Here is a 26,353-nt window from a genome sequence, read left to right on the forward strand (position 1 = left end):
GCGCCGGCGCGCCCCGGTGTCTCGCCTCGCCGAAAACGGCGCGGCCCCGCGCGAAGGCGGGGCCGGCGTCGAATCGCATTTCGGTGGGCATCGTCGCGCGACGAGCGCTCCGAAGCCCGAGATGCGAAGAATGCGGTTACCGGCAGTTCTGGATCGAGTTCAGCGCCGCGGTTACGCCGGAAAGCGAGTAGGTGTAGTTGGTGCTGGTGCCGCGCTGCGACGTCGCGGAGATGCTGAGCGAGCGACCTGCCCGCATCGCCGTGACGAGCTGCGGCTCCTCGGCGGCGTTTTCCATCCAGGCGGAATTGCCCTTGGTGAACATCGAGAACTTCCTGCCGTCGATGTCGACGGTGACCTTGGAGCCTTCCTTGAGGTCGTAGCCCATCACCGCCTGCGGCTCGTAGGAGACGCCCTCGCCGGGCTTCTGGGACACGAGGAAGAAGATGTCGCCGTGGTCGACATTGGCCGGCAGCAACTTCTTCGGCGTCGACAGGATGTAGCAGACCTTCCCGCCGGAGCCGGAATAGGAATAGGTCCCCCAGTCGTTGAAGGTGTTCATCCGTGTCGGCGTCGGGGCGGCCATGGCCGCACTCGACCAGATCAAGATTGCCGCCGCGGTGGTCAGGATCGTCTTGAAATTCATGGTTTCCTGCTCTCCGGTGTGCGTCTTTCGGGCGATTGCCTTGACCTCGCCGAGGCTCGGCGACCGTCGGAAAACGATGACTTTTCGCAAACCTAGACGAGTGCGGTTTAGCGATGGTTAACGAACGGCAAAAGACCGCAAAGCGATTTTCGAGGTCGGTGACGTCCCGAGACCGGCGGTCGGGCCTTGCCGGTCGCGGCGCAGCCCAAGCTAGAAATGGCCCGGCCAGGGCGGCGACGTGCGAAAGATACGGCGGCCGCGAGTGCCGCGGCCGCCGTTTCGAAGAAGAAAAGGAATCAGGCGAGAGTTTGACGATTTCGACGTTTCGCCGCGCCTGCGACGATTGGGACGCGGAAGGGAGCCGCGATGCGCGACGGATGGGCCCGGAGACCGGTCAGAGGTCGTCGAGCGTCTCGCGGGCCCGGCGATAATGTTCCGGGCGAATGTTGCCGCGCACGGCGTTGAAGGCGGCCAGCAGGACGGCGATGTCGTCGGTGAAGCCGATCCCGAGCAGCATGTCCGGGACGAGGTCGACGGGAAGGACGAAATAAGCGAGCGCGGCGATCAGGATGCCTCTGGTCGAAGCCGGCGTCTCCGAATCGATCGCGCAATAATAGGAGGCGACGACGTCCTCCATGAAGGGGACGTGCTTGAGCGCCCGGCGCACCGTGTCGAAGAAGGACGAGCGGACGCGCTTCTCCCGCTTCTTGAAATCCTTCTCGGACCCGATCCTGAGGATCTCTTCGATCTTGCGCTCGTCGATCTTCGATCCGTCGATCGTCATCCTGCCTCTCCCATCCTGGTCGTCGCACAGAGATGGCGAAGACGAGGGCGACGCTCAAGTCCCGGCAGCTGTCCCCGCCGGGTTTTTCGTTTTTGCCGAATGCCTTAGCCTCGACCGAGGTTCCGGCTCGCCGCGCCGGCCCGCTGCAGGCCGTGTCTTCGCCTCAGCCGAAATCGCTTGCAAAGCGCGGATAGGACAGCGGAGCCGCCGGGACGAAGTCCTCCTGGCGCCCGAGACCGAAGGCTTCTTCGAGGACGTAGGGGCCGCCGCCGACGGAATCGCGCGAGGAGAACAATCCGAACCGCTCGACCTTGAAGTCGCGGCTGCGATAGCCGCCGCGAAGCGCCAGATAATGGGCGACATCCGCCGGCTTGGCGTTCTTCAGCCTGGCGAGGGTGACGTGCGGCACGAATTTGCGCTGGTCGGCCGGAAGCCCGAGGCGCTTGCAGGCCCGGTCGATCTCGGCCTGGAGGGCATTGAGGTCCGGCGAGGCGGCGACTTCGGCATGGACCGAATGCGGCTTCTTGTTGCCGAAGGCGCCGAGGCCCGAAAGCGTCAGGCGAAAGCCGCGACGTTCGATCCGGTCCAGGGCGGCGACGAACTCGTCGGCGAGCCGCGGCTCGACGTCGCCGACGAAGCGCAGCGTCAGGTGATAGTTCTCCGGCTCGATCCAGCGGGCGGAAGGAAGGCCGCCCCGCAGAAGCGACAGCGAAACGGCGACGTCCTGCGGAATTTCGAGGGCGGTGAAGAGTCGCGGCATCGGAACGTCTCCGTGCGTCTTGCTGGCCCCGGACGCGCAATACGCCTCATCGCGTCACCCGTTCGCGAGCCTTTCGGCTCGCCCCGGAGCATTTCGATGAAATGCCGGAGGGCACACGCGAACGGGCACCTGCCGACCATTCCGTCCCCGAGAGTTTCATCACACATGCGATGTTTCAAGCAGAGGGCCGGCCGGTGCGGCGTTTTTCTCCGCCGCCGACGCGCTGTTTGCACAGATATCGGATGCGGGAACCGTTGCGTCCGCCTTGAAAAACCGCGTCGTCGGGAGGGTGGCGACGGCACTGCGACGAAAAGCGCGGGTGGGCCGTGATCGGCCCGCCCGTCGCGTCTGTCCTCGGCTTGCGAGCCGGACTTTCTCGTCACGGCTTCGCGCGATAGGCCTCGGGAATCTCGTAGACCTCGTCGGCCCGGCCATAGCCGCCATCCTCGACTTCCTCGATCAGCACCATGGTGTGGGGACGCACGCCATCGCCGAAATATTCGGCGAACATCGCCGTGGTGCGATGGACGATCTCGGCTTTCTGGGCCTTGGAAAGTGCGCCTTCCGGCGTCTTGAAATTGGCGAAGGGCATGGAAGTCTCCTGCTTCGTCTTCGGGGAAAATGGTGGGTGAGACGGGCGGACCGCGACCGGCTCGCCGTTCAGGCGATGCCGCCATTGGCACGGATGGTCTGGCCGTTGACCCAGCCGCCGTCCGGGCCGGCGAGGAAGGCGACGACACCGGCAATGTCCTCAGGCTGCCCGAGCCGCTTGAAGGGGGTCATGCCAGCCAGCGCCGCGACCTGCTCGTCGGTCTTGCCAGTGAGGAACAGTTCGGTTTCGACCGGGCCCGGCGCGACCGTATTGACGCTGATGCCGCGCGGCCCGAGTTCCTTGGCCAGAATCGACGTCATGGTCTCGACGGCGGCCTTGATCGACGCGTAGACGCCGTATGTCGGCAGCTTCATGCCGACGACGCTGGTCGAGAAGTTGACGATCCGGCCGCCGTCCCGCAGCCGGTTCGCCGCCTCGCGCATGCCGCGGAAGACGCCGCCGAAATTGACAGCCACCTGCCGGTCGAAATCTTCGTCGCGGACCCCGGCGATCGGGGAAAGCTTCATGATCCCGGCATTGTTGACGAGGACGTCGACCCCGCCGAACGCCGTTTCCGCCGCGTCGAACAGCGCCTTCATGCTGCCGGGCGCACCGATGTCGGCCTGAACGGCCAGCGCCCGTCCGCCGCTGCCTTCGATCTCGCGAACGAGCGCGTCGGCGGAATCGCGGCTGCGGGCAAAATTGACCACCACGAGAAGCCCGTCGCTCGCCAGCCGTCTGGCGATCGCCGCGCCGATACCGCGCGATGCTCCGGTGACGATCGCGACCTTTTTGGAAATCTCGGACATCGTCTCTCTCCTGCTGTTGTGTGACGATGGCGAGATAGACGATGGTTTGTTCATTGTAATCGACCTAAAGCCGGAAAGACTATTCGGCGTGAGGAAACAATGGATCAGATCGACGCCATGCGGCTCTTCGCGCGGCTGGTGGAAACCCGCAGCTTCACGACGGCGGCCGGCGACCTCGGCCACTCCCGCTCGACGGCGACCGATGCCATCAAGCGGCTGGAGAAGCGTCTCGGCGCGCAACTGCTGACGCGCACCACCCGGCATGTCGCGCCGACCGCCGACGGCGAGGCCTATTATCGGAAATGCATCGAGATCCTCGCCGAGATCGAGGAGGCGAATACGATGTTTGCGGCCGTCAAGCCGAGGGGCCTCCTGCGGATCGACGTCCATCCCCGCCTCGCGATGTCGTTCCTTCTGCCGAAGCTGGACGACTTCCTGACCCGTTATCCCGACATCGAACTCGTCATCGGCGCGGGCGACAGGATGGTGGACCTCGTACGGGAGGGGATCGACTGCGTCCTGCGCACCGGCGATCTGGGCGAGAGCAGCATGGTGGCACGGCGGATCGCCTGGATCGAGGAGATCACCGTCGCGAGCCCCGATTACCTCGCGGCACACGGCTCGCCTCGGCGCGTCGAGGAATTGGAAGGGCACCAGGCCGTCCGCTTCCTGTCGTCGCGCACGGGCGCGGTGTTGCCGCTCGAATTCACCGTCGACGGTGCGCCGCGCATCGTCACCCTGCCCGGGCGGATCACCGTCAACGGCTCGGACCTGATGGCCGAACTCGCCCGGCGGGGATTCGGCCTCGTCCAGGCGCCGCGCTATCGTTTCACGGCGGATCTCGAATCGGGAAGGCTGGTCGAGGTTCTGCCCGACAACCGGCCGGCGCCGACGCCGCTCTGGGTCCTCTACCCGCAGAACCGGCAGCTGTCGCCGCGGCTCCGGGTATTCATCGACTGGGTTGCGACGCTGTTTCCGGGCGGCAGGATCTGAAGCCCTCGACCTCGCTCGAAGGTGGCGAGCCTCAGGCCGCCTGCTTGTCGCTCTTCCGGCTCGAACGACCGGTGTCCTCCAGATCGTGCTCGTCGTCCAGCGCCTCGAGGCTCGCCTCGGCGCGGGGATCGAGCGAGAAGCTCGCCGGCGTCTGCACCCGGGCGAACGGGATCGTCTGGAAGTCCGGCCGCTCGTCGGCGGGGATCGCGACGCGGCGGAAGGTCCGGTAGAAGGCGTAGGCGGCATAGATCGCCATGGCCGATCCCATCGCCTGGAACAGACCGGCGGGACCGGCGGTCTCCATCAGGACGGCGGTGTAGATCGGCCCGATCATCGTGCCGACGCCGTAGAGGATCAGAAGACCGCTCGAGATCTTCACGAAGTCGGCGTCGGCGGCATAGTCGTTGGCATGGGCGACGGCGAGGGAATAGGCCGGATAGATGATCCCGCCGAGGACGAAGGCGACGCCGAAGAGAACGAACGACCCGGCCTGGTCGAGATAGACGCCGGCAACCGCGGCCCCGACGCCGATGATCCCGGCGGCCGACATCACGTAGCGCCGGTCGGTTTTATCGGAGATCCGCCCGAGCGGGATCTGGAAGACCGCGCCGCCGAACATCGCCGAGACCGTCAGCGTCGCGATGTCGGTCGTCGACAGGCCGGTCTGCTGGCCGAAGACCGGCGCCATGTTGCCCCAGCCGGCCGAGAGGATGCCGGCGAGAAGGATGCCGATGGCCGCGACGGGCGAATTGCGGAACAGCATCAGGACGTCGATCTTGACGGCGGCGATCGGCGTCGGCGACTGGGCCCGCGACAGCGCCGTCGGGATGACCGACAGGGCGAACAGGATGGCGCAGAGCATGAAGGGCACGGCAAGCTCGGGCCGGCTCAGCGGCATCACGTATTGCCCGCCCATCATCGCCGCCATGGTGACGATCATGTAGACGGAGAAGATGGTGCCGCGGGTCTCGTTGGTGACCCGCTCGTTCAGCCAGCTTTCGATGACCATGTAGCTGCCGGCGAGGGCGAAGCCCGACAAGGCCCGGAACACGACCCAGCTGATCGGATCGACGACGAGCCCGCACAGAAGGATCGAGATCGCCAGCAGCGCGGCGAGGCTGGAAAAGGTCCTCACGTGCCCGGCGCTGCGGACGAGCCAGGGAATCACCACGCAGCCGAAGGTGAAGGCGAGAGCGTAGCTCGTTCCGAACGCGCCGATCTCGTAGCTGGTCCAGCCCTCGATCGAGCCGCGGACGGGCAGAAGGATGCCCATGAGCCCCGCACCCGCCATCAGGAAGAAGGTCGAGGTGAGGAGCGCTGCGATCGGCAGAAGGTGCATGTCGGGCTCGCGCTGCAAATGAATCCGGATCGGCGGCTGCCGGTGCGACTGCGGTGTGCCTTACGGCCTCACCGGTGATTTGGCGAGGCCTCTAACCGAGCATTGTTGCAGCTTTCGGGCATGTGCCGCGGCGAGGAAAATAGCCTTGGACGCTGCCCTTGCCGCGAGGTGCCCGGCCGACAAGCGAACGGGAAGGACCGGATCAGTTCCCGGTGCTCTCGCCGTCGGTTTCGGCCAGCCTGGCCTTCAACGCCAGGAGATCGCGCCAAGCGAGGCGCTTCTGGGCCGGCTGACGCAGGAGATAGGCCGGATGCAGCATGGCGATCGCCGGGATCGTCGAAGACGGAGAAAGATCGAAGCTGTAGCTCTGCCATTTTCCGCGCATTCTCAGAATCCCCTCGGCCGAGCCGAGAATCGCCTTGGCGGAGGGTGAGCCGAGACACACGATGATCTTCGGTGCGACGAGCTCGATCTGCCGCTGGACGAAGGGCAGGCAGATCTGCGTTTCGGCCGGCGTCGGCGCGCGGTTGCCGGGCGGGCGCCAGGGCACGGTGTTGGTGACCCGGACGTTTTCCCGCTTGAGGCCGATCGCCTCCAGCATGCGGTTGAGCAACTGGCCCGAGCGTCCGACGAAGGGCACGCCCGCCATGTCTTCGTCGCGGCCGGGCGCCTCGCCGATGAACATCAGATCGGCCGTCTCGGGGCCGTCGCCGAAGACTGTGTGCTTGGCGGTGATCTTGAGGTTGCAGCCCTCGAAGCCGTCCAGCAGTTCCTTCAGCTCGGCGAGCGTCGCGGCGGCGCGAGCCCGCTCCCTGGCATCGGCGACGGCGATGTCGTCGGGGATGGCGATCCGGTTCGAGGGGAAGGCGGAATCCGGTGTGCCGTTGCCGGTCGGTGCGCCGGCGGCCGGCTGTGACGGAGAAACGCGATCCTGCGATCCGTGCGCCGACCTCCCGGCTCTTCGCTCCTGCGATGGCGACGTCGGCTCGGATCGCCTGTTCGCCTGGCGTCGCTCGATCTCGGCCGCCGTCTCGGCAAACCGGTCCCGCGGCGCGTCGAGAAGCAGCGTCTCGATTCCTGCCTCGCGATAGAAGGCGAGGAGGGCGATCGCGGCATCGCGTCGGGATGGAGCGTCGGACATGGGCAGGGTCTTAGCCGATGGCGGTGCAGAATGCAGCCACCTCAATGCCCGACGGTCGAGGAGAAGAGGTTGATGACCAGCACCCCGGCGACGATCAGGCCGAGACCGAGGAAGCCGGCGAAGTCGATGTGGACGCGGAACCAGAAGAGGTCGATCGTCGCGAGAAGCGCGATGCCGCAGCCGGACCAGATGGCGTAGACGATGCCGACGGGCATGGTTCTCAGCGGCAGCGACAGGAAATAGAAGGCGAAGGCGTAGAACAGCACGGTCGTCAGCGACGGCCAGAGGCGGCTGAACCCGACGGACGACTTGAGCGCACTCGTCCCGATGATCTCGCAGACGATGGCGACGCCGAGATAGACCGCATTCATGACACCTGCTCCGCCATCGAAAGACGCCGTCGTCTGTACCATCCGGCGAGGCGGGCGCGTCAATCGCATGGCGGACCCGCTCTCGGCAATTCGTCCGTCCTGCCGCTGCAATTTGCCCCGATGCTTCGACCTTTCGGGCAAAAGGACTAGAACGATCCGAAACATGACGGCTAATAAGGCCCGATCTGGTCGGGGGAGAGTCCGGTGCCGGTCGGGGCGAGCCGAAAGTTCGGACGCGAGAGTTCAAGGGAAAGACGATGAGTGAAGCTGCGGAGCTGCCGGAACGCGAATCGATGGAATTCGACGTCGTCATCGTCGGCGCCGGGCCGGCGGGCCTCGCGGCGGCGATCCGGCTGAAGCAGATCGACCCCGAGATCTCCGTGGTGGTGCTGGAGAAGGGCGCAGAGGTCGGCGCCCACGTCCTCTCCGGCAACGTCCTCGACCCTTCCGCCCTCGACCGGCTGCTGCCGGAATGGCGACGGGAGGAGACGCCGATCAAGACGGCCGTCACCGAGGACCGGTTCTTCCTCTACGGTCCGCACGGCTCCGTCCGGCTGCCGAACTTCGCCCTGCCGAAGCTGATGTCGAATCACGGCAACTTCGTCGTCTCGCTCGGTCTCGTCTGCAAGTGGCTGGCGGAAAAGGCCGAAGCGCTCGGTGTCGAGATCTATCCCGGCTTCGCCGCGTCCGAGCTTCTGTTCGGCGACGACAACGCCGTGATCGGCGTCGCCACCGGCGACATGGGGGTGACGCGGACCGGCGAGCCGGGGCCGATGTATCAGCGCGGCATGGCGCTCATCGGCAAATACGTCTTCCTGGGCGAGGGCGTGCGCGGCTCCCTCGCCAAGCGTGTGATCGAAGCCTACGGTCTCGACCAGGGCCGCGAGCCGGCGAAGTTCGGCCTCGGCATCAAGGAACTGTGGGAGATCGCGCCGGAGAAGTCGAAGCCCGGCCGCATCGAGCACTCCTTCGGCTGGCCTCTGGGCGACAAGACCGGCGGGGGCTCGTTCCTCTACCATCTCGGCGAAAACCAGGTCTATGTCGGCTTCGTCGTCCATCTGAACTACAAGAACCCCTACCTGTCGCCTTTCGACGAGTTCCAGCGCTTCAAGACCCATCCCGACGTCGCCGAACTCTTGAAGGGCGGCAAGCGCATCGCCTACGGCGCGCGGGCGATCACCGAGGGCGGATACCAGTCGGTGCCGAAGCTGGTGTTTCCGGGCGGCGCGCTGATCGGCTGCTCGGCCGGCTTCGTCAACGTGCCGCGCATCAAGGGCGTTCACAACGCCATGACCTCGGGCATGCTGGCGGCGGAGAAGGCCGCGGAGGCCCTGAAGGCCGGCCGCTCCGGTGACCGGCTGAATGCCTATGACGAGGCGTGGCGGGACTCGCCGATCGGCAAGGACCTGAAGCCGGTGCGCAACGTCAAGCCGCTGTGGTCGCAATACGGCACGCGGATCGGCATCATGCTGGGCGGCCTCGACATGTGGACGAACGCGCTCTTCGGCTTCTCCTTCTTCGGGACGAAGACGCACGGCAAGCCGGACTACGCCTGCCTGGAGCCGGCGGAAAAGCATCAGCCGATCGCCTATCCCAAGCCCGACGGCGAACTGACCTTCGACAAGGTCTCGTCGGTCTATCTGTCGAACACCAATCACGAGGAGGACCAGTTGGTCCATCTCCAGGTGAAGGATCCGGCCCTGCAGAAATCCTCCGAGCTCGGCGTCTATGCCGGCCCGTCGCAGCGCTACTGTCCGGCCGGCGTCTACGAGTGGGTGAAGGAGGAGGGCGAGGACAAGTTCGTGATCAACGCCCAGAACTGCGTCCACTGCAAGACCTGCGACATCAAGGACCCCAACCAGAACATCGACTGGGTGCCGCCCCAGGGCGGCGAGGGGCCGGTCTACGAGGTGATGTGAGACTGTGGGCGGATGGGCGCGAGCGCGTTCAAGCTTCGGCCTTGCGGTTCGAACCACGCCATCCCACATCGTTTCGCGTCGATAAATCGCGATCTTTCCGCCGCAATCGGTGCCTGTGGACGACCGTCGCCTTTACCTTATGTTCACGACTTTTCGCATCGCGGGGGGCTTGTGAATCGCGGTGAAGGCCGATAGAAGACGCTTTCCAATGGAAACGGCGCGTGGGGTGTTTTGGCACTCTTCACGCGCTTTAGCCGTGAGCAGTTTATGGCCAGGACCAATCCCTTCAAATTTCTGGAGCAGGTGCGTTCGGAGACATCGAAGGTAACTTGGCCGACGCGGCGCGAAACGATGATCTCCACGGTGATGGTGTTCATCATGGTGACGTTCGCGGCGGCGTTCTTTTTCATCGCGGATCAGGCACTCGGCTACGCCGTCGGTCTGATCATGAATGCGGGCGCTTGACGCTGCCGCAGGAGATATCGAAGTTTTCATGACCGCCCGCTGGTACATCGTCCACGCTTATTCGAATTTCGAAAAGAAGGTGGCCGAATCCATCGAGGAGCAGGCCCGTCAGAAGGGGCTCTCCGACAAGTTCGAGAAGATCCTCGTGCCGACCGAGAAGGTGGTCGAGGTGCGCCGCGGCCGCAAGGTCGACGCCGAGCGCAAGTTCTTCCCCGGCTATGTCCTCGTCAAGGCCGAGCTGACCGACCAGGTCTTCTCGCTGATCAAGAACACGCCGAAGGTGACGGGTTTCCTCGGGCCGGACAATCGGCCCGTGCCGATCTCGGAGGCCGAGGCGAACCACATTCTCAGCCAGGTTCAGGATGGCGTGGAGCGGCCGAAGCCGACCATGTCCTTCGACATCGGCGAGAACGTCCGCGTCTCCGACGGGCCGTTCGCCTCGTTCAACGGCGTCGTTCAGGAAGTCGATCAGGAGCGGGCGCGCCTCAAGGTGGAAGTTTCGATCTTCGGGCGGGCGACGCCGGTCGATCTCGAATTCGGCCAGGTCGAAAAGACCTGACCGGAAATTGGCGGCCGGCAGCTCGCCGGCGCCATGATCGTGCGGAAGGCGACGTGGGCTCTTCAAGCCGGCCCATCATCCGCCGCACCGCGCGGGCTGCGAAACGCCGGAGGCCAGGTGTCCCGGCATGAGAAAAGAAGGCAGGAAAAATGGCTAAGAAGGTAGCGGGCCAGCTGAAGCTGCAGGTCGCGGCCGGTTCGGCGACGCCGTCGCCCCCGATCGGTCCGGCGCTCGGTCAGCGCGGCATCAACATCATGGAGTTCTGCAAGTCGTTCAACGCGCAGACCCAGGAGCTCGAGAAGGGGCAGCCGATCCCCGTCGTCATCACCTACTATCAGGACAAGTCCTTCACCTTCGCGATGAAGACGCCGCCGGTGAGCTACTTCCTGAAGAAGGCGGCGAACCTGAAATCCGGCTCCAAGACCCCGGGCAAGGCCAGCGCCGGCTCGATCTCCCGCGGCCAGCTCCGCGAGATCGCCGAGAAGAAGATGGTCGACCTCAACGCCAACGACCTCGACGCCGCGACGGCGATGATCGAGGGCTCGGCGCGGTCGATGGGTCTCGAGGTCACGGAGTAAGAACGATGGCAAAGATCGGCAAGCGTATCCGCTCCGCCCGCGAGGGCATCGAGCGCACCAAGCTCTACGGCCTCGACGAGGCGATCGGCATGATCAAGGGCAAGGCCAGCGTCAAGTTCGACGAGACCGTCGAGGTGGCGATGAGCCTCGGGGTCGACCCGCGCCATGCGGACCAGATGGTCCGCGGCGTCGTCAACCTGCCGAACGGCACCGGGCGCACCGTCCGCGTCGCGGTCTTCGCGCGCGGCGACAAGGCCGATGAAGCCAAGGCCGCCGGTGCCGACATCGTCGGAGCCGAGGATCTCGTCGCCGAGATCCAGGCCGGCAACATCAACTTCGACCGTGCCATCGCGACGCCCGACATGATGGGCCTCGTCGGCCGCCTCGGTAAGGTGCTCGGCCCCCGCGGCCTGATGCCGAACCCGCGCGTCGGCACCGTGACGCCGGACGTCACCGCCGCGGTGAAGGCTTCGAAGGGTGGCGCCGTCGAGTTCCGCGTCGAGAAGGCCGGCATCGTCCATGCCGGCGTCGGCAAGGTGTCCTTCGACGCGACGAAGATCGCCGAGAACATCCGCGCCTTCGCCGATGCGGTGAACAAGGCCAAGCCTTCGGGCGCCAAGGGCAATTACGTCAAGCGCGTGGCGATCTCCTCGACCATGGGGCCGGGGGTCAAGATCGACCCGTCGTCGCTTTCGGTCCAGGCTCCGGCCTGACCTTACAATCGTCGCGGCGGCTTCTTATATCGAGGGCTTCGCGATCGATCAGAGTTCCGGGTTCGCCCGGGAATGGAAAGGCCTTTTGGGGCCTTTCAAGCATGCCTGTCCGAGATTGTGGGCGACCGCAGGTCCCTCGGGACCGAGGTCATAATCGTCAGAAAGCCCGCATGAGACGAGCGAAGGACCGTTTTCCCGGCGACGAGCCGGAAGCGGGTTCGAACTCCGAATGCCTTGCGCCGCCCGTAGGTTCCATCCTGCGAGTAACGGGTGAGGGGACAGGATCTCCGAGCGTCGCCCGGGTGATCCGGGCGGCAAAAGGCAATCCGGCCGAAGCGTTCCGAAGGGGGCGTCTCGGCCAACTGGAGAGAGGCAGTGGACAGAGCGGAAAAGCGCGAATTCGTCACGACCCTCAACGAGACCTTCAAGGTTTCGTCGACGATCGTCGTGGCCCACTATGCCGGGCTCACCGTGGCGCAGATGAACGACTATCGTTCGAAGATGCGCGAAGCGGGCGGGTCCGTCAAAGTCGCGAAGAACCGTCTCGCCAAGATCGCTCTTCAAGGCACGGACGCCGAAGGCATCTCGAACCTGTTCGAGGGCCAGACACTGATCGCCTATTCGAGCGATCCGGTGGCGGCGGCCAAGGTCACCAACGATTTCGCCAAGACCAACGACAAGCTCGTGATCCTCGGCGGAGCGATGGGGGCCTCGACCCTCGATGCGGACGGTGTGAAGGCGCTTGCCACCATGCCGTCGCTGGATGAACTGCGGGCGAAGCTCGTCGGCATGATTCAGACGCCGGCTACGCGCATCGCCGGGGTGGTCCAGGCGCCTGCGGCACAGCTCGCACGCGTGTTCGGGGCCTATGCCAAGAAGGACGAGGCGGCGTGAGGTTGGTTCCTCGCTGCTCAAATCAAAGTTCGAACCTGAAGGAAAATTCAAATGGCTGATCTCGCCAAGATCGTTGAAGACCTGTCGAGCCTGACCGTCCTCGAGGCGGCTGAGCTTTCGAAGATGCTCGAAGAGAAGTGGGGCGTTTCCGCCGCAGCTCCGGTCGCCGTCGCGGCTGCCGGTGGTGGCGCCGCTCCGGCCGAGGCCGCCGAGGAGCAGACGGAGTTCAACGTCATCCTCGCCAATGCCGGCGCCCAGAAGATCAACGTCATCAAGGAAGTCCGCGCGCTCACGGGCCTCGGCCTCAAGGAAGCCAAGGACCTCGTCGACAACGCGCCGAAGCCGGTCAAGGAAGGCGTCGACAAGGCCGAGGCACAGAAGATCAAGGACCAGCTCGAGAAGGCTGGTGCGACGGTCGAAGTCAAGTAATCGCGGTTCGCCCGCGGTTTCGCGAAGAAAGTCCGGTGGGCGGGACGGCGATTTGCCGTTCCGCCTTCCGTGCCTGCTGACGATCACCGCGGCTGCGGTCGAGCGAAGGGCGGGCGAAACGCCAGGGTCGTCCCCGTTCGGTGGATGGTCTCGGTTCGGGTCGAGGGACGGATCTCCCGACCTCCGTCGATGCGCCCCGCCGCAGGGGTGCGCGGAGGTTCGGAGATGCGGGCCTGACGGTTCGAAGAACGAAGCGGTCCCGCTCGCGAAAGGGCGGGGACGTGCCGGCCGGTCCGAGGGACGCGGCGGGTCTCCCGGGTGAGCCGGGATCGAAATCCGGCCTCGGCCGGCGCTGGGCGGAGAGCCCCGACGATGACACCGCGGCGACGCGGAAAACCCTCGCGTCAAGAGGGATAGCAGGGTCAGCCCTTGGGTCAAGGGCGAAGGCGTTACGAGAAGGAGCGACGATGTCCCAGACGACGACATTTTCCGGTCGCAGGCGGGTGCGCAAGGTCTTCGGGCACATCCCCGAAGTGGCACAGATGCCCAATCTCATCGAGGTCCAGAAGGCCTCCTACGATCAGTTCCTGATGGTGGACGAGCCGGAGGGTGGACGCGGCGACGAGGGGCTGCAGGCGGTCTTCAAGTCGGTGTTCCCGATTTCCGACTTCTCGGGCCAGGCGATGCTGGAATTCGTCAAGTACGAGTTCGAGGCGCCGAAGTTCGACGTCGACGAATGCCGTCAGCGCGATCTGACCTTCGCCGCGCCGCTCAAGGTGACGCTGCGCCTCATCGTGTTCGACATCGACGAGGATACCGGCTCGAAGTCCATCAAGGACATCAAGGAGCAGGACGTCTACATGGGCGACATGCCGCTCATGACGATGAACGGCACCTTCATCGTCAACGGCACCGAGCGCGTCATCGTCTCGCAGATGCACCGCTCGCCGGGCGTCTTCTTCGATCACGACAAGGGCAAGTCGCACTCCTCGGGCAAGCTGCTCTTCGCGGCCCGCGTCATTCCCTATCGCGGTTCCTGGCTCGACATCGAGTTCGACGCCAAGGACATCGTCTATGCCCGCATCGACCGCCGCCGCAAGATTCCGGTGTCGTCGCTGCTGATGGCGCTCGGCATGGACGGGGAGGAGATCCTTTCGACCTTCTACAACGTCCTGCAGTTCGCCAAGGACAAGAACGGCTGGCGGGTTCCCTTCTCGGTCGAGCGCGTGCGAGGCCAGAATGCCACGGTCGACCTGATCGACGCCGACAGCGGCGAAGTGCTGGTCGAAGCCGGCAAGAAGGTCACCGCCCGCCAGGCCCGTCAGATGCAGGAAAAGGGCGTAAAGGCGCTTCGGGCGACCGAAGAGGACCTTTACGGCCACTATCTCGCGGAGGACATCGTCAACTTCGCCACGGGCGAGGTGTATCTGGAAGCCGGTGACGAGATCGACGAGAAGACCCTGAAGGTCCTGGTCGACGCGGGCTACGACGAGTTCTCGGTTCTCGACATCGACCACGTCAATGTCGGCGCCTACATCCGCAACACGATCGCCGCCGACAAGAACGAAAGCCGGCAGGACGCGCTGTTCGACATCTACAGGGTGATGCGCCCGGGCGAGCCGCCGACGATGGAAACCGCCGAGGCGATGTTCCACTCGCTGTTCTTCGACGCCGAGCGCTACGACCTGTCGGCCGTCGGCCGCGTCAAGATGAACATGCGTCTCGAAGTCGACGCCGAGGACACCGTGCGCGTGCTCCGCAAAGAGGACATCATCGCCGTCGTCAGGACGCTGGTGGACCTGCGCGATGGCCGCGGCGAGATCGACGACATCGACAATCTCGGCAATCGCCGGGTGCGTTCGGTCGGCGAGCTGATGGAGAACCAGTACCGCGTCGGTCTGCTCCGCATGGAGCGGGCGATCAAGGAGCGCATGTCCAGTGTCGAGGTCGACACGGTGATGCCGCAGGATCTGATCAACGCCAAGCCTGCGGCCGCGGCCGTGCGCGAGTTCTTCGGTTCCTCGCAGCTCTCGCAGTTCATGGACCAGACGAACCCGCTGTCGGAAATCACCCACAAGCGTCGCCTGTCGGCGCTCGGACCGGGCGGTCTGACGCGCGAACGTGCCGGCTTCGAAGTCCGCGACGTCCATCCGACCCATTACGGCCGCATCTGCCCGATCGAGACGCCGGAAGGCCCGAACATCGGCCTGATCAACTCGCTCGCCACCTTTGCCCGCGTCAACAAGTACGGCTTCATCGAGAGCCCGTACCGCAAGGTGGTCGACGGCAAGGTGACCAGCGAGGTCGTCTATCTGTCGGCGATGGAGGAGTCGAAGCACCACGTCGCCCAGGCGAACGCGGTCCTGACCGACGACATGACCTTCCAGAACGAGTTCGTGGTCTGCCGTCATTCGGGCGACGTCTTCATGACGCCGCGCGAGAACGTCGATCTCATGGACGTGTCGCCGAAGCAGCTGGTTTCGGTCGCTGCCGCGCTCATCCCGTTCCTCGAGAACGACGACGCGAACCGCGCGCTGATGGGCTCGAACATGCAGCGCCAGGCGGTGCCGCTGGTCCGCGCCGAGGCGCCGTTCGTCGGCACCGGCATGGAGCCGGTGGTCGCCCGGGACTCCGGTGCCGCCATCGGCGCCCGCCGCACCGGCATCGTCGACCAGGTGGACGCGACGCGTATCGTCATCCGCGCGACGGAAGACCTCGAGGCCGGCAGGTCCGGCGTCGACATCTACCGGCTGATGAAGTTCCAGCGTTCGAACCAGAACACCTGCATCAACCAGCGTCCGCTGGTCGCAGTGGGTGACCGGGTGAGGAAGGGCGACATCATCGCCGACGGCCCGTCGACCGATCTCGGCGACCTGGCGCTCGGCCGCAACGTCCTCGTCGCCTTCATGCCGTGGAACGGCTACAACTACGAGGACTCGATCCTCCTGTCGGAGCGCATCGTCGCCGACGACGTCTTCACCTCGATCCACATCGAGGAGTTCGAGGTCATGGCGCGCGACACCAAGCTCGGGCCGGAAGAGATCACCCGCGACATCCCGAACGTGTCGGAAGAGGCGCTGAAGAACCTCGACGAGGCGGGCATCGTCTATATCGGTGCCGAGGTGCAACCGGGCGACATCCTCGTCGGCAAGATCACGCCGAAGGGCGAAAGCCCGATGACGCCGGAGGAAAAGCTCCTGCGCGCCATCTTCGGCGAGAAGGCCTCCGACGTCCGCGACACCTCCAGCCGCATGCCTCCGGGCGCCTACGGTACGGTCGTCGAGGTGCGCGTGTTCAATCGGCACGGCGTCGAGAAGGACGAGCGCGCCATGGCGATCGAGCGCGAGGAGATCGAGCGTCTCGCCAAGGACCGTGACGACGAGCAGGCGATCCTCGACCGCAACGTCTATGGGCGTCTGGTCGAGATGCTGGACGGCAAGACGGCGATCGCCGGACCCAAGGCCTTCAGGAAGGGGGCGACCCTTTCGGCCGAGGCGATGGCGGAGTTCCCGCGTTCGCAGTGGTGGATGTTCGCCGTCGAGGACGAGAAGCTCCAGGCCGAGCTCGAGGACCTGCGCAACGTCTACGACCAGGCCAAGAAGACGCTCGAGCAGCGCTTCATGGACAAGGTCGAGAAGGTCCAGCGGGGCGACGAGCTGCCGCCGGGCGTCATGAAGCAGGTGAAGGTCTTCGTCGCCGTCAAGCGCAAGATCCAGCCGGGCGACAAGATGGCCGGCCGCCACGGCAACAAGGGTGTCGTGTCGCGCATCGTCCCGGTCGAGGACATGCCGTTCACCGAGGACGGCACCCATGTCGACATCGTGCTCAATCCGCTCGGCGTGCCGAGCCGGATGAACGTCGGCCAGATCCTCGAGACGCATCTCGGCTGGGCCTGCGCCGGCATGGGCAAGAAGATCGGCGAGATGGTCGAGGCCTACAAGCAGGACCACGACGTCGCACCTTTGCGGAACGAAATCGCCGGCCTGCTCGGCGACAACGACCGCAACGAGCCGGTCAAGTCCTACGACGACGACAGCGTCGTGACGCTGGCCAAGCAGATGACCAAGGGCGTCTCCATCGCGACGCCGGTCTTCGACGGCGCCAACGAGAAGGACATCGTCGAGTGGCTAGAAAAGGCCGGCCTGAACGGCTCCGGTCAGGTCACGCTCTATGACGGGCGCACGGGCGAAGCGTTCGACAGGCAGGTCACCGTCGGCTATATCTACATGCTGAAGTTGCACCATCTGGTCGACGACAAGATCCACGCCCGTTCGATCGGCCCCTACTCGCTGGTCACCCAGCAGCCGCTCGGCGGCAAGGCGCAGTTCGGTGGACAGCGCTTCGGCGAGATGGAGGTCTGGGCCCTGGAAGCCTACGGTGCGGCGTACACGCTGCAGGAGATGCTGACGGTGAAGTCCGACGACGTCGCCGGCCGCACCAAGGTCTACGAGTCGATCGTCCGCGGCGACGACGCCTTCGAGTCGGGCATTCCCGAGAGCTTCAACGTTCTCGTCAAGGAAATGCGCTCGCTCGGTCTCGACGTCGACCTGCAGAACAACGCCGGCGAACTGCCGGCGCCGCCGACCCGGACGGACCTGCCCGACGCAGCGGAGTAAGCAGGGGCGTAGCGAAGGGGAGGGCATGTCATGGCATTGATGATGGGATCACTGTATGACGCCCTCCGCTCGGCCAACGTCGAGGACGAAAAGGCGAGAAAGGCGGCGGAAGAAGTCGCCGATTTCCAGAAGCAGATCTCGGATATCCGCTCGGATCTCTCCGTTCTGAAATGGATGCTCGGCTTCCTTCTGGCGATCAACGCGGGGGTGGTCATGCTGCTGCTTCGGCTCGTCGTCTGATCGTTCCTGCCTTCGCACCGCACGAGGGCCAACTTACGCGGCACGAAAGCGCCCCCGGGCGCTTCGATAATCGTTCTTCATGCATCGCACGGCGATGCCTCGGGGTCGGAACCCCAAAAGGAGAAAGCCATGAACCAAGAGGTCATGAACATCTTCAACCCGCAGGCTGCGGCGCAGACGTTCGACTCGATCCGGATCTCGCTGGCGAGCCCGGAAAAGATCCTCTCCTGGTCCTTCGGCGAGATCAAGAAGCCGGAAACGATCAACTACCGCACCTTCAAGCCGGAGCGGGACGGCCTGTTCTGCGCGCGCATCTTCGGTCCGATCAAGGACTACGAGTGCCTGTGCGGCAAGTACAAGCGGATGAAGTACAAGGGCATCATCTGCGAGAAGTGCGGCGTCGAGGTCACCCTCTCGCGCGTGCGGCGCGAGCGCATGGGCCATATCGAACTCGCCGCGCCCGTCGCCCACATCTGGTTCCTCAAGTCGCTGCCGAGCCGCATCGGCACGCTGCTCGACATGACGCTGAAGGACATCGAGCGCGTCCTCTACTTCGAGAACTACATCGTCACCGAGCCGGGCCTCACCTCGCTGAAGGAGCACCAGCTCCTGTCGGAGGAGGAGTATCTGATCGCCGTCGACGAGTTCGGCGAGGATAGCTTCACCGCTCTCATCGGCGCCGAGGCGATCCAGGAGCTGCTCGGCTCGATGGACCTCGAGAAGATCGCCGGCGACCTTCGCGAGGAGCTTGCGACGACGACGTCCGAGCTGAAGACGAAGAAGCTGATGAAGCGGCTGAAGATCGTCGAGAACTTCCTGGAATCGGGCAACCGGCCGGAGTGGATGATCATGACGGTCGTGCCGGTGATCCCGCCGGATCTGCGTCCGCTCGTCCCGCTGGACGGCGGTCGCTTCGCGACGTCCGATCTCAACGATCTCTACCGCCGCGTCATCAACCGCAACAACCGTCTGAAGCGGCTGATCGAGCTGCGCGCGCCCGGCATCATCATCCGCAACGAGAAGCGGATGCTGCAGGAGGCGGTCGACGCGCTGTTCGACAACGGTCGCCGCGGTCGCGTCATCACCGGCGCCAACAAGCGTCCGCTGAAGTCGCTCTCCGACATGCTGAAGGGCAAGCAGGGCCGCTTCCGCCAGAACCTCCTCGGCAAGCGCGTCGACTATTCCGGCCGCTCGGTCATCGTCACCGGCCCGGAGCTGAAGCTTCACCAGTGCGGCCTGCCGAAGAAGATGGCGCTCGAGCTGTTCAAGCCGTTCATCTATGCCCGCCTCGACGCCAAGGGCTTCTCCTCGACGGTGAAGCAGGCCAAGAAGCTGGTCGAGAAGGAGCGTCCGGAAGTCTGGGACATCCTCGACGAGGTGATCCGCGAGCATCCGGTGCTGCTCAACCGTGCGCCGACGCTGCACCGCCTCGGCATCCAGGCCTTCGAGCCGGTGCTGATCGAGGGCAAGGCGATCCAGCTCCATCCGCTGGTCTGCACGGCCTTCAACGCCGACTTCGACGGTGACCAGATGGCGGTTCACGTGCCGCTGTCGATCGAGGCGCAGCTCGAAGCCCGCGTCCTCATGATGTCGACCAACAACATCCTGCATCCGGCGAACGGCGCACCGATCATCGTGCCGTCGCAGGACATGGTGCTCGGCCTCTACTACCTGTCGATCATGAACGAGAACGAGCCGGGCGAGGGCATGGCCTTCTCCGACATGGGCGAACTCGACCATGCGCTGGCCTCCAAGTCGGTGACGCTGCATTCGAAGATCAAGGGCCGGTTCAAGACCGTCGACGCCGAGGGCAACCCGGTTTCAGCGATCCACGAGACGACCCCGGGCCGGATGATGATCGGCGAGCTCCTGCCGAAGAACCACATGATCCCCTTCGACATCTGCAACCAGCTGATGACGAAGAAGAACATCTCCAAGATGATCGACACGGTGTATCGCCACTGCGGTCAGAAGGAGACGGTGATCTTCTGCGACCGGATCATGCAGCTCGGCTTCCGCAACGCCTGCACGGCCGGTATCTCGTTCGGCAAGGACGACATGGTCATTCCGGACGCGAAGGCCAAGCTGATCGCCGAGACCCAGGCGCTCGCCAAGGAATACGAGCAGCAGTACAACGACGGCCTGATTACCCAGGGCGAGAAGTACAACAAGGTCGTCGACGCCTGGGCGAAGTGCACGGACAAGATCGCCGAGCACATGATGGAGCGCATCAAGGCGGTCGAGTTCGACGAGACCACCGGCCGTCAGAAGCCGATGAACTCGATCTACATGATGTCGCACTCCGGCGCCCGTGGTTCGCCGACCCAGATGCGCCAGCTCGCGGCGATGCGCGGCCTGATGACCAAGCCTTCGGGCGAGATCATCGAGACCCCGATCATCTCCAACTTCAAGGAAGGTCTGACCGTGCTCGAGTACTTCAACTCGACCCACGGCGCCCGCAAGGGCCTTGCGGACACCGCCCTGAAGACGGCGAACTCGGGCTATCTGACCCGCCGCCTCGTCGACGTCGCGCAGGACTGCATCATCACCCAGTCCGACTGCGGCACGCCGAACGGCCTGACGATGCAGCCGATCGTCGACGCCGGCCAGGTCGTCGCGACGCTCGGACAGCGCATTCTCGGCCGCACCGCGCTCGAGGACATCCTGCATCCGCTGAGCGGCGACGTTCTCGTCGAGGGTGGCCGGATGATCGAGGAGCCGGACGTCGAGGTGATCGAGAAGGCCGGCGTCCAGTCGGTGAAGATCCGCTCGGCGCTGACCTGCGAGATCCGCACCGGCATCTGCGCCACCTGCTACGGGCGCGATCTCGCCCGCGGCACGCCCGTCAACATGGGCGAGGCCGTCGGCGTCATCGCGGCGCAGTCGATCGGCGAGCCGGGCACCCAGCTGACCATGCGCACCTTCCACATGGGCGGGACCGCGCAGGTGGTGGACTCCTCCTTCCTCGAGGCCTCCTACGAGGGCACGGTGAAGATCCGCAACCGCAACGTCGTTCGCGATTCCGACGGCAAGCTGGTGGCGATGGGCCGCAACATGGCGATTCTGATCATGGATCAGAACGGCAAGGAACGGGCCTCGCACCGCCTGACCTACGGCTCGCGCATCTATGTCGACGACGGCGATCAGGTTCGGCGCGGTCAGCGTATCGCCGAGTGGGATCCCTACACCCGCCCGGTTCTGACCGAACTCGAGGGCACGATCGACTTCGAGGACATGGTCGACGGCATCTCGGTGTCCGAGCAGGCCGACGAGGCGACCGGCATCACCAAGCGTGCCGTCATCGACTGGCGGGCGAGCCCGCGCGGCACGGATCTGAAGCCGGCGATCGTCATCAAGGGCGACAATGGCGAGATCCTGAAGCTGGCCCGCGGATCGGATGCCCGCTACTACCAGTCGGTGGATGCGATCCTGTCGGTCGAGCCGGGTCAGCGGGTGCAGGCCGGCGACGTCCTGTCGCGCATTCCGATGGAAAGCGCCAAGACGAAGGACATCACCGGTGGTCTGCCGCGCGTCGCCGAGCTGTTCGAGGCCAGAAAGCCGAAGGACAACGCGGTCATCGCCGAGATCGACGGTACGGTGAAGTTCGGGCGCGACTACAAGAACAAGCGTCGCATCGTCATCGAGCCGCATGAGGACGGCGTCGAGCCGGTCGAATACCTGATTCCGAAGGGCAAGCCCTTCCACCTTCAGGAAGGCGACATGATCGAGAAGGGCGACTACATCCTCGACGGCAATCCGGCGCCGCACGACATTCTGGCGATCCGCGGCGTGGAGGCTCTCGCGAGCTACCTCGTCAACGAGATCCAGGAGGTCTACCGGTTGCAGGGCGTTCTGATCAACGACAAGCACATCGAGGTCATCGTCCGGCAGATGCTGCAGAAGGTCGAGATCGTCGAGTCGGGCGACTCGGGCTACATTCCGGGCGACCACGTCGACCGGATCGAGCTCGACGAACTCAACGAGCGTCTCGTCGAGGAGGGCAAGAAGCCGGGCTCCGGCAATCCGGTCCTGCTCGGCATCACCAAGGCCTCGCTGCAGACGCCGTCCTTCATCTCGGCGGCATCCTTCCAGGAGACCACCCGCGTCCTCACCGAGGCGTCGGTCGCCGGCAAGGTCGACTCGCTGCAGGGCCTGAAGGAGAACGTCATCGTCGGCCGCCTCATCCCGGCGGGTACAGGCGGCATGATGACCCAGATGCGCCGCATCGCCACCTCGCGCGACGAACTCATCATCGAGGATCGGCGCAAGGCGGCGAATGCCGCCGAGACCGATCGGATGCTGACGGCGGTGGAAGACGCTGCCGAGTGATCGTCGCCGCGTGACGACCGCCTTTTGGCGGACATGAAAAAGAAGGCCGCTTCCGAAAGGGGGCGGCCTTTTGCTATGTCGCGGGCATGAGAAGCCGGCCCGGTCGAGGCCGTTCCCCGCGAGACATCGGAGAGGCGCATGAGCGAACATCCCCGAAACGAGGCGACGCAACCGCCGCGGACCCTCGACGTCCGCGCCGGGGATCTGGATCGCCTCCTCGCGCTCAACAACCAGCATGCGGCCGAGCTGTCGCTGCTCGACGCCGCGGGTTTCGAGCGCCTCGTGCGCAACGCATTTCTTGCGCGCCAGAGCGCCGACGCCGACGCCTTCGTCGTCGCCTTCGACCAGGACGGGGACTACGACAGTCCGAACTTTCTCTGGTTCAGGTCCCGCTTCGAGCGCTTCGTCTATGTCGACCGGGTCGTGGTGGCGCCCGCGGCGCGGGGGAGGGGGCTGGCGAAAGCGCTTTACGATTCGGTGACGGCCGCCGCCGAGTCGGCGAAAAGCGGCCGAATCGTCTGCGAGATCAACCTCGACCCGCCGAATCCGGCCTCGATCGGCTTTCACGAAGCCCTCGGCTTTCGCCAGATCGGCCGGGCGGTGCTCGATGCGGGCGGCAAGACGGTCGGCTATTACGAGCGGGTCGTCTGATGCATCGCTGCTTTGCGGTTTTCCATGCGAAACCGCGGCGATTGCCGGTTCCGGCGCTTGACGCCGCGGATATCAACGTTTAGGTACGCGTCAACCAAGCCGATGTGAGGCTCAATCTTCCTGTCGACGCCAAGTCCGGGAAACAGCCGCCTCAAACAAGGCTTCGTTCAACGAGACGTCACTTTCTGGCGCATGACCGCTCGCGGTCCTCTGCTTCTCGCCGGGCCGTCCGCAAGACAAGCGGATCGACGCCCGGTTTCGCGTATGGCGAGGCATTGCTTCGCAATGCGGGGTGGAATCTCGTTACGGACCTGGGACTGGAAGAATTTAGAGGAAGGTTGAATGCCGACCATCAACCAATTGATCCGGAAGCCGCGCGTGCGGCCGACCGAGCGCAACACGGTCCCGGCTCTCGAGGCGAACCCGCAGAAGCGCGGCGTGTGCACCCGCGTCTACACGACCACTCCGAAGAAGCCGAATTCGGCGCTTCGTAAGGTCGCCAAGGTGCGTCTCGTCAATGGCTACGAAGTCATCGGCTACATCCCCGGCGAGGGTCACAATCTTCAGGAGCACTCCGTGGTGATGATCCGCGGCGGGCGCGTGAAGGATCTTCCCGGTGTGCGCTACCACATCATTCGCGGCGTGCTGGATACCCAGGGCGTGAAGAACCGGAAGCAGCGGCGTTCGAAGTACGGCGCCAAGCGTCCGAAGTAAGCCAGTCGCGACCAGTTGAAGAGACGATAGAATGTCCCGCCGCCACAAAGCCGAAAAGCGCGAGATCAACCCGGACCCGAAGTTCGGTGACCTCGTCGTGTCGAAGTTCATGAACGCCGTCATGTACGACGGCAAGAAGTCGATCGCCGAAAGCATCGTCTATGGTGCGTTCGACGTCGTTCACGAGAAGACCCGGCAGGAGTCGGTGGCGATCTTCCACCAGGCGCTCGAAAACATCGCGCCGCATGTGGAGGTTCGTTCCCGGCGAGTCGGCGGCGCGACCTATCAGGTCCCGGTCGACGTCCGTCCGGAGCGCCGTCAGGCGCTGGCGATCCGCTGGCTGATCACGGCGGCCCGCAACCGCAACGAGACCACGATGGTCGATCGACTCTCCGGCGAACTGATGGATGCCGCGAACAATCGCGGCTCGGCCGTCAAGAAGCGGGAAGACACGCACCGGATGGCTGAAGCCAACCGCGCCTTCTCGCACTATCGCTGGTAATTCTGGCTTCCATCTGAAAGGCGACGCCCAATGGCACGCGAATACAAGATCGAAGACTACCGCAATTTCGGCATCATGGCCCACATCGACGCGGGCAAGACGACGACGACCGAGCGGATCCTCTTCTACACCGGCAAGTCCCACAAGATCGGCGAAGTCCACGACGGCGCCGCGACGATGGACTGGATGGAGCAGGAGCAGGAGCGCGGCATCACCATCACCTCCGCTGCCACGACGACGTTCTGGCAGGGCCGTGACGGCAAGAAGCGCCGCTTCAACATCATCGACACGCCCGGCCACGTCGACTTCACCATCGAGGTCGAGCGTTCGCTGCGCGTTCTCGACGGCGCGATCGCGCTGCTCGACGCCAATGCCGGTGTCGAGCCGCAGACCGAGACCGTCTGGCGCCAGGCCGACAAATACCGCGTTCCGCGGATGATCTTCGTCAACAAGATGGACAAGATCGGCGCCGACTTCTTCCGCTGCGTCGAGATGATCAAGTCCCGTCTCGGTGCACGTCCGATCGTAATCCAGCTGCCGATCGGCGCGGAGAGTGAGCTCAAGGGCGTCATCGACCTCATCGAGATGAAGGCGCTCGTCTGGCGCGACGAGACCCTCGGTGCCCAGTGGGACATCCTCGAGATCCCCGAGGAGCTGAAGGCGCAGGCCGAAGAGTATCGTGAAGCGATGATCGAGGCCGCCGTCGAGATCGACGAGCCGGCGATGGAGAAGTATCTCGAAGGCGAGATGCCCTCCAACGACGAGCTGCGCCGGCTGATCCGCAAGGGCACCTGCGACGTCTGGTTCACGCCGGTCCTCTGCGGCTCGGCCTTCAAGAACAAGGGCGTGCAGCCGCTGCTCGACGCCGTCGTCGACTTCCTTCCCTCTCCGGTCGAGGTCCATGCCATCAAGGGCATCGATCCGAAGACCGAGCAGGACGTGATCCGCAAGTCGTCGGACGAAGAGCCGCTGTCGATGCTGGCCTTCAAGATCATGAACGATCCCTTCGTCGGGTCGCTCACCTTCGCCCGGATCTACTCCGGCGTTCTGACCAAGGGCTCGTCCCTGCAGAACACCGTCAAGGAGAAGAAGGAGCGCATCGGCCGCATGCTGCAGATGCACTCCAATTCCCGCGAAGACATCGAAGAGGCCTATGCCGGTGACATCGTCGCCCTGGCCGGACTGAAGGACACGACGACCGGCGACACGCTTTGCGATCCGCTGAAGCCGGTCATCCTGGAGCGCATGGAATTCCCCGATCCGGTCATCGAGATCGCGATCGAGCCGAAGACCAAGGCCGACCAGGAGAAGATGGGCCTCGCCCTCAACCGTCTCGCCGCCGAGGACCCGTCCTTCCGCGTCAAGACCGACGAGGAGAGCGGTCAGACGATCATCGCCGGCATGGGCGAGCTTCACCTCGACATTCTCGTCGATCGCATGAAGCGCGAGTTCAAGGTCGAGGCGAATGTCGGCGCCCCGCAGGTGGCTTATCGCGAGACGATCACCCGCCGCGCCGAAGTGGACTACACCCACAAGAAGCAGACCGGCGGTACGGGCCAGTTCGCCCGCGTCAAGATGACCTTCGAGCCGGCCGAGATCGGCGAGGGCTTCTCGTTCGAGTCGAAGATCGTCGGCGGCTCGGTGCCGAAGGAATACATCCCGGGCGTCGAAAAGGGCATCAAGTCGGTGATGACCTCCGGCCCGCTGGCCGGCTTCCCGATGGTCGACATCAAGGCCGAACTGATCGACGGCGCCTTCCACGACGTCGACTCCTCGGTGCTGGCGTTCGAGATCGCGTCTCGTGCCGGTTTCCGCGAGGCGATCCAGAAGGCCAGCCCACGGCTGCTCGAGCCGGTGATGAAGGTCGAGGTGATCACGCCGGAGGACTATGTCGGCGACGTGATCGGCGATCTGAACTCCCGGCGCGGCCAGATCCAGGGTACGGAGCCCCGCGGCATCGCCCAGGCGGTGAATGCGATGGTGCCGCTCGCCAACATGTTTGGCTACGTCAATACGCTGCGTTCGATGTCTCAGGGCCGCGCGCAGTACACCATGATCTTCGATCACTACGAGCCGGTCCCGAACCAGGTCGCGGAAGAGATCCAGAAGAAATACGCCTAAGGACCCTTTCAGGTCGGACCGGTTCGGCCCCCGTGGGCCAAGATGAAATGAATGGAGTGGCACTATGGCCAAGAGCAAATTCGAGCGTAACAAGCCGCATGTGAACATCGGCACGATCGGACACGTCGACCACGGCAAGACGTCGCTGACGGCGGCGATCACCAAGTTCTTCGGCGAGTACCGCGCCTACG

Annotated in this window: 24 protein-coding genes; 16 read left to right on the plus strand and 8 right to left on the minus strand. The window is 64.7% G+C overall.

The annotated features are described in order from the left end of the window. Positions 1-136: 136 nt before the first annotated feature. The 5 genes from LZD57_RS11335 to LZD57_RS11355 form a co-directional block, all read right to left on the minus strand. Positions 137-643, minus strand: coding sequence for an invasion associated locus B family protein (locus LZD57_RS11335; protein WP_233719730.1), 507 nt, complete (start codon positions 641-643; stop codon positions 137-139). Positions 644-1,037: 394 nt separating this feature from the next. Beyond that, complete coding sequence (locus tag LZD57_RS11340) at positions 1,038-1,427, minus strand: YkvA family protein (RefSeq protein ID WP_233719731.1); 390 nt, start codon at positions 1,425-1,427, stop codon at positions 1,038-1,040. A 163-nt stretch (positions 1,428-1,590) separates the two neighbouring features. Further along, a complete protein-coding gene (gene thpR / locus LZD57_RS11345; RefSeq protein WP_233719732.1) occupies positions 1,591-2,187 on the minus strand; it encodes an RNA 2',3'-cyclic phosphodiesterase in 597 nt (198 codons plus the stop codon). A gap of 379 nt (positions 2,188-2,566) precedes the next feature. Beyond that, positions 2,567-2,779, minus strand: coding sequence for a tautomerase family protein (locus LZD57_RS11350; RefSeq protein WP_233719733.1), 213 nt, complete (start codon positions 2,777-2,779; stop codon positions 2,567-2,569). Positions 2,780-2,847: 68 nt separating this feature from the next. Beyond that, a complete protein-coding gene (locus LZD57_RS11355; RefSeq protein WP_233719734.1) occupies positions 2,848-3,588 on the minus strand; it encodes an SDR family oxidoreductase in 741 nt (246 codons plus the stop codon). Between the two features lie 99 nt (positions 3,589-3,687). Between LZD57_RS11355 and LZD57_RS11360 the strand changes: the two genes are divergently transcribed. Continuing rightward, the gene (locus LZD57_RS11360; protein ID WP_233719735.1) at positions 3,688-4,581 is read left to right on the plus strand and encodes a LysR family transcriptional regulator; all 894 of its coding nucleotides are present in this window, start codon (positions 3,688-3,690) and stop codon (positions 4,579-4,581) included. A 31-nt stretch (positions 4,582-4,612) separates the two neighbouring features. Here LZD57_RS11360 and LZD57_RS11365 read toward each other — a convergent pair whose 3' ends face one another. From LZD57_RS11365 to LZD57_RS11375, 3 genes are all read right to left on the minus strand, one after another. Next, the gene (locus LZD57_RS11365; RefSeq protein ID WP_233719736.1) at positions 4,613-5,920 is read right to left on the minus strand and encodes an MFS transporter; all 1,308 of its coding nucleotides are present in this window, start codon (positions 5,918-5,920) and stop codon (positions 4,613-4,615) included. Between the two features lie 202 nt (positions 5,921-6,122). Further along, entirely contained in the window at positions 6,123-7,061 is a 939-nt protein-coding gene (locus tag LZD57_RS11370; protein ID WP_233719737.1) for a uracil-DNA glycosylase, read from the minus strand. A gap of 41 nt (positions 7,062-7,102) precedes the next feature. After that, positions 7,103-7,432 (minus strand): DMT family transporter, encoded by a 330-nt coding sequence (locus LZD57_RS11375; protein ID WP_233719738.1) that lies wholly within the window; start codon positions 7,430-7,432, stop codon positions 7,103-7,105. Between the two features lie 257 nt (positions 7,433-7,689). Here LZD57_RS11375 and LZD57_RS11380 point away from each other — a divergent pair, with 257 nt between their 5' ends. From LZD57_RS11380 to LZD57_RS11450, 15 genes are all read left to right on the plus strand, one after another. After that, on the plus strand, positions 7,690-9,351 hold the full coding sequence (locus LZD57_RS11380; RefSeq protein WP_233719739.1) for an electron transfer flavoprotein-ubiquinone oxidoreductase: 1,662 nt from the start codon (positions 7,690-7,692) through the stop codon (positions 9,349-9,351). 267 nt (positions 9,352-9,618) lie between these two features. Continuing rightward, on the plus strand, positions 9,619-9,816 hold the full coding sequence (gene secE / locus LZD57_RS11385; protein ID WP_233719759.1) for a preprotein translocase subunit SecE: 198 nt from the start codon (positions 9,619-9,621) through the stop codon (positions 9,814-9,816). A gap of 28 nt (positions 9,817-9,844) precedes the next feature. Beyond that, on the plus strand, positions 9,845-10,375 hold the full coding sequence (nusG, locus tag LZD57_RS11390; protein WP_163465201.1) for a transcription termination/antitermination protein NusG: 531 nt from the start codon (positions 9,845-9,847) through the stop codon (positions 10,373-10,375). 149 nt (positions 10,376-10,524) lie between these two features. After that, the gene (gene rplK / locus LZD57_RS11395; protein WP_233719740.1) at positions 10,525-10,953 is read left to right on the plus strand and encodes a 50S ribosomal protein L11; all 429 of its coding nucleotides are present in this window, start codon (positions 10,525-10,527) and stop codon (positions 10,951-10,953) included. A 5-nt stretch (positions 10,954-10,958) separates the two neighbouring features. After that, positions 10,959-11,666, plus strand: a complete 708-nt coding sequence (gene rplA / locus LZD57_RS11400) for a 50S ribosomal protein L1 (RefSeq protein ID WP_233719741.1) — start codon at positions 10,959-10,961, stop codon at positions 11,664-11,666. 375 nt (positions 11,667-12,041) lie between these two features. Next, positions 12,042-12,560: a 50S ribosomal protein L10 gene (gene rplJ, locus LZD57_RS11405; RefSeq protein ID WP_233719742.1), complete on the plus strand. Its 519-nt coding sequence runs from the start codon at positions 12,042-12,044 to the stop codon at positions 12,558-12,560. A gap of 51 nt (positions 12,561-12,611) precedes the next feature. Beyond that, positions 12,612-12,989, plus strand: a complete 378-nt coding sequence (gene rplL / locus LZD57_RS11410) for a 50S ribosomal protein L7/L12 (protein WP_233719743.1) — start codon at positions 12,612-12,614, stop codon at positions 12,987-12,989. A 467-nt stretch (positions 12,990-13,456) separates the two neighbouring features. Next, on the plus strand, positions 13,457-17,605 hold the full coding sequence (gene rpoB, locus LZD57_RS11415) for a DNA-directed RNA polymerase subunit beta (protein WP_233719744.1): 4,149 nt from the start codon (positions 13,457-13,459) through the stop codon (positions 17,603-17,605). Between the two features lie 30 nt (positions 17,606-17,635). Further along, entirely contained in the window at positions 17,636-17,845 is a 210-nt protein-coding gene (locus tag LZD57_RS11420; RefSeq protein ID WP_233719745.1) for an integrase, read from the plus strand. A 129-nt stretch (positions 17,846-17,974) separates the two neighbouring features. Next, positions 17,975-22,174, plus strand: a complete 4,200-nt coding sequence (rpoC, locus tag LZD57_RS11425; protein WP_233719746.1) for a DNA-directed RNA polymerase subunit beta' — start codon at positions 17,975-17,977, stop codon at positions 22,172-22,174. 138 nt (positions 22,175-22,312) lie between these two features. Beyond that, the gene (locus tag LZD57_RS11430) at positions 22,313-22,825 is read left to right on the plus strand and encodes a GNAT family N-acetyltransferase (RefSeq protein ID WP_233719747.1); all 513 of its coding nucleotides are present in this window, start codon (positions 22,313-22,315) and stop codon (positions 22,823-22,825) included. Between the two features lie 342 nt (positions 22,826-23,167). Next, a complete protein-coding gene (gene rpsL, locus LZD57_RS11435) occupies positions 23,168-23,539 on the plus strand; it encodes a 30S ribosomal protein S12 (RefSeq protein ID WP_084409349.1) in 372 nt (123 codons plus the stop codon). Between the two features lie 31 nt (positions 23,540-23,570). After that, the gene (gene rpsG / locus LZD57_RS11440) at positions 23,571-24,041 is read left to right on the plus strand and encodes a 30S ribosomal protein S7 (protein WP_163465209.1); all 471 of its coding nucleotides are present in this window, start codon (positions 23,571-23,573) and stop codon (positions 24,039-24,041) included. A 30-nt stretch (positions 24,042-24,071) separates the two neighbouring features. Then, entirely contained in the window at positions 24,072-26,162 is a 2,091-nt protein-coding gene (fusA, locus tag LZD57_RS11445; protein WP_233719748.1) for an elongation factor G, read from the plus strand. 64 nt (positions 26,163-26,226) lie between these two features. Continuing rightward, a partial coding sequence (locus LZD57_RS11450) for a GTP-binding protein (RefSeq protein WP_233719760.1) occupies positions 26,227-26,353 on the plus strand: 127 nt, incomplete at its 3' end.

Source organism: Jiella avicenniae (assembly GCF_021390325.1).
Lineage (GTDB): Bacteria > Pseudomonadota > Alphaproteobacteria > Rhizobiales > Rhizobiaceae > Jiella > Jiella avicenniae.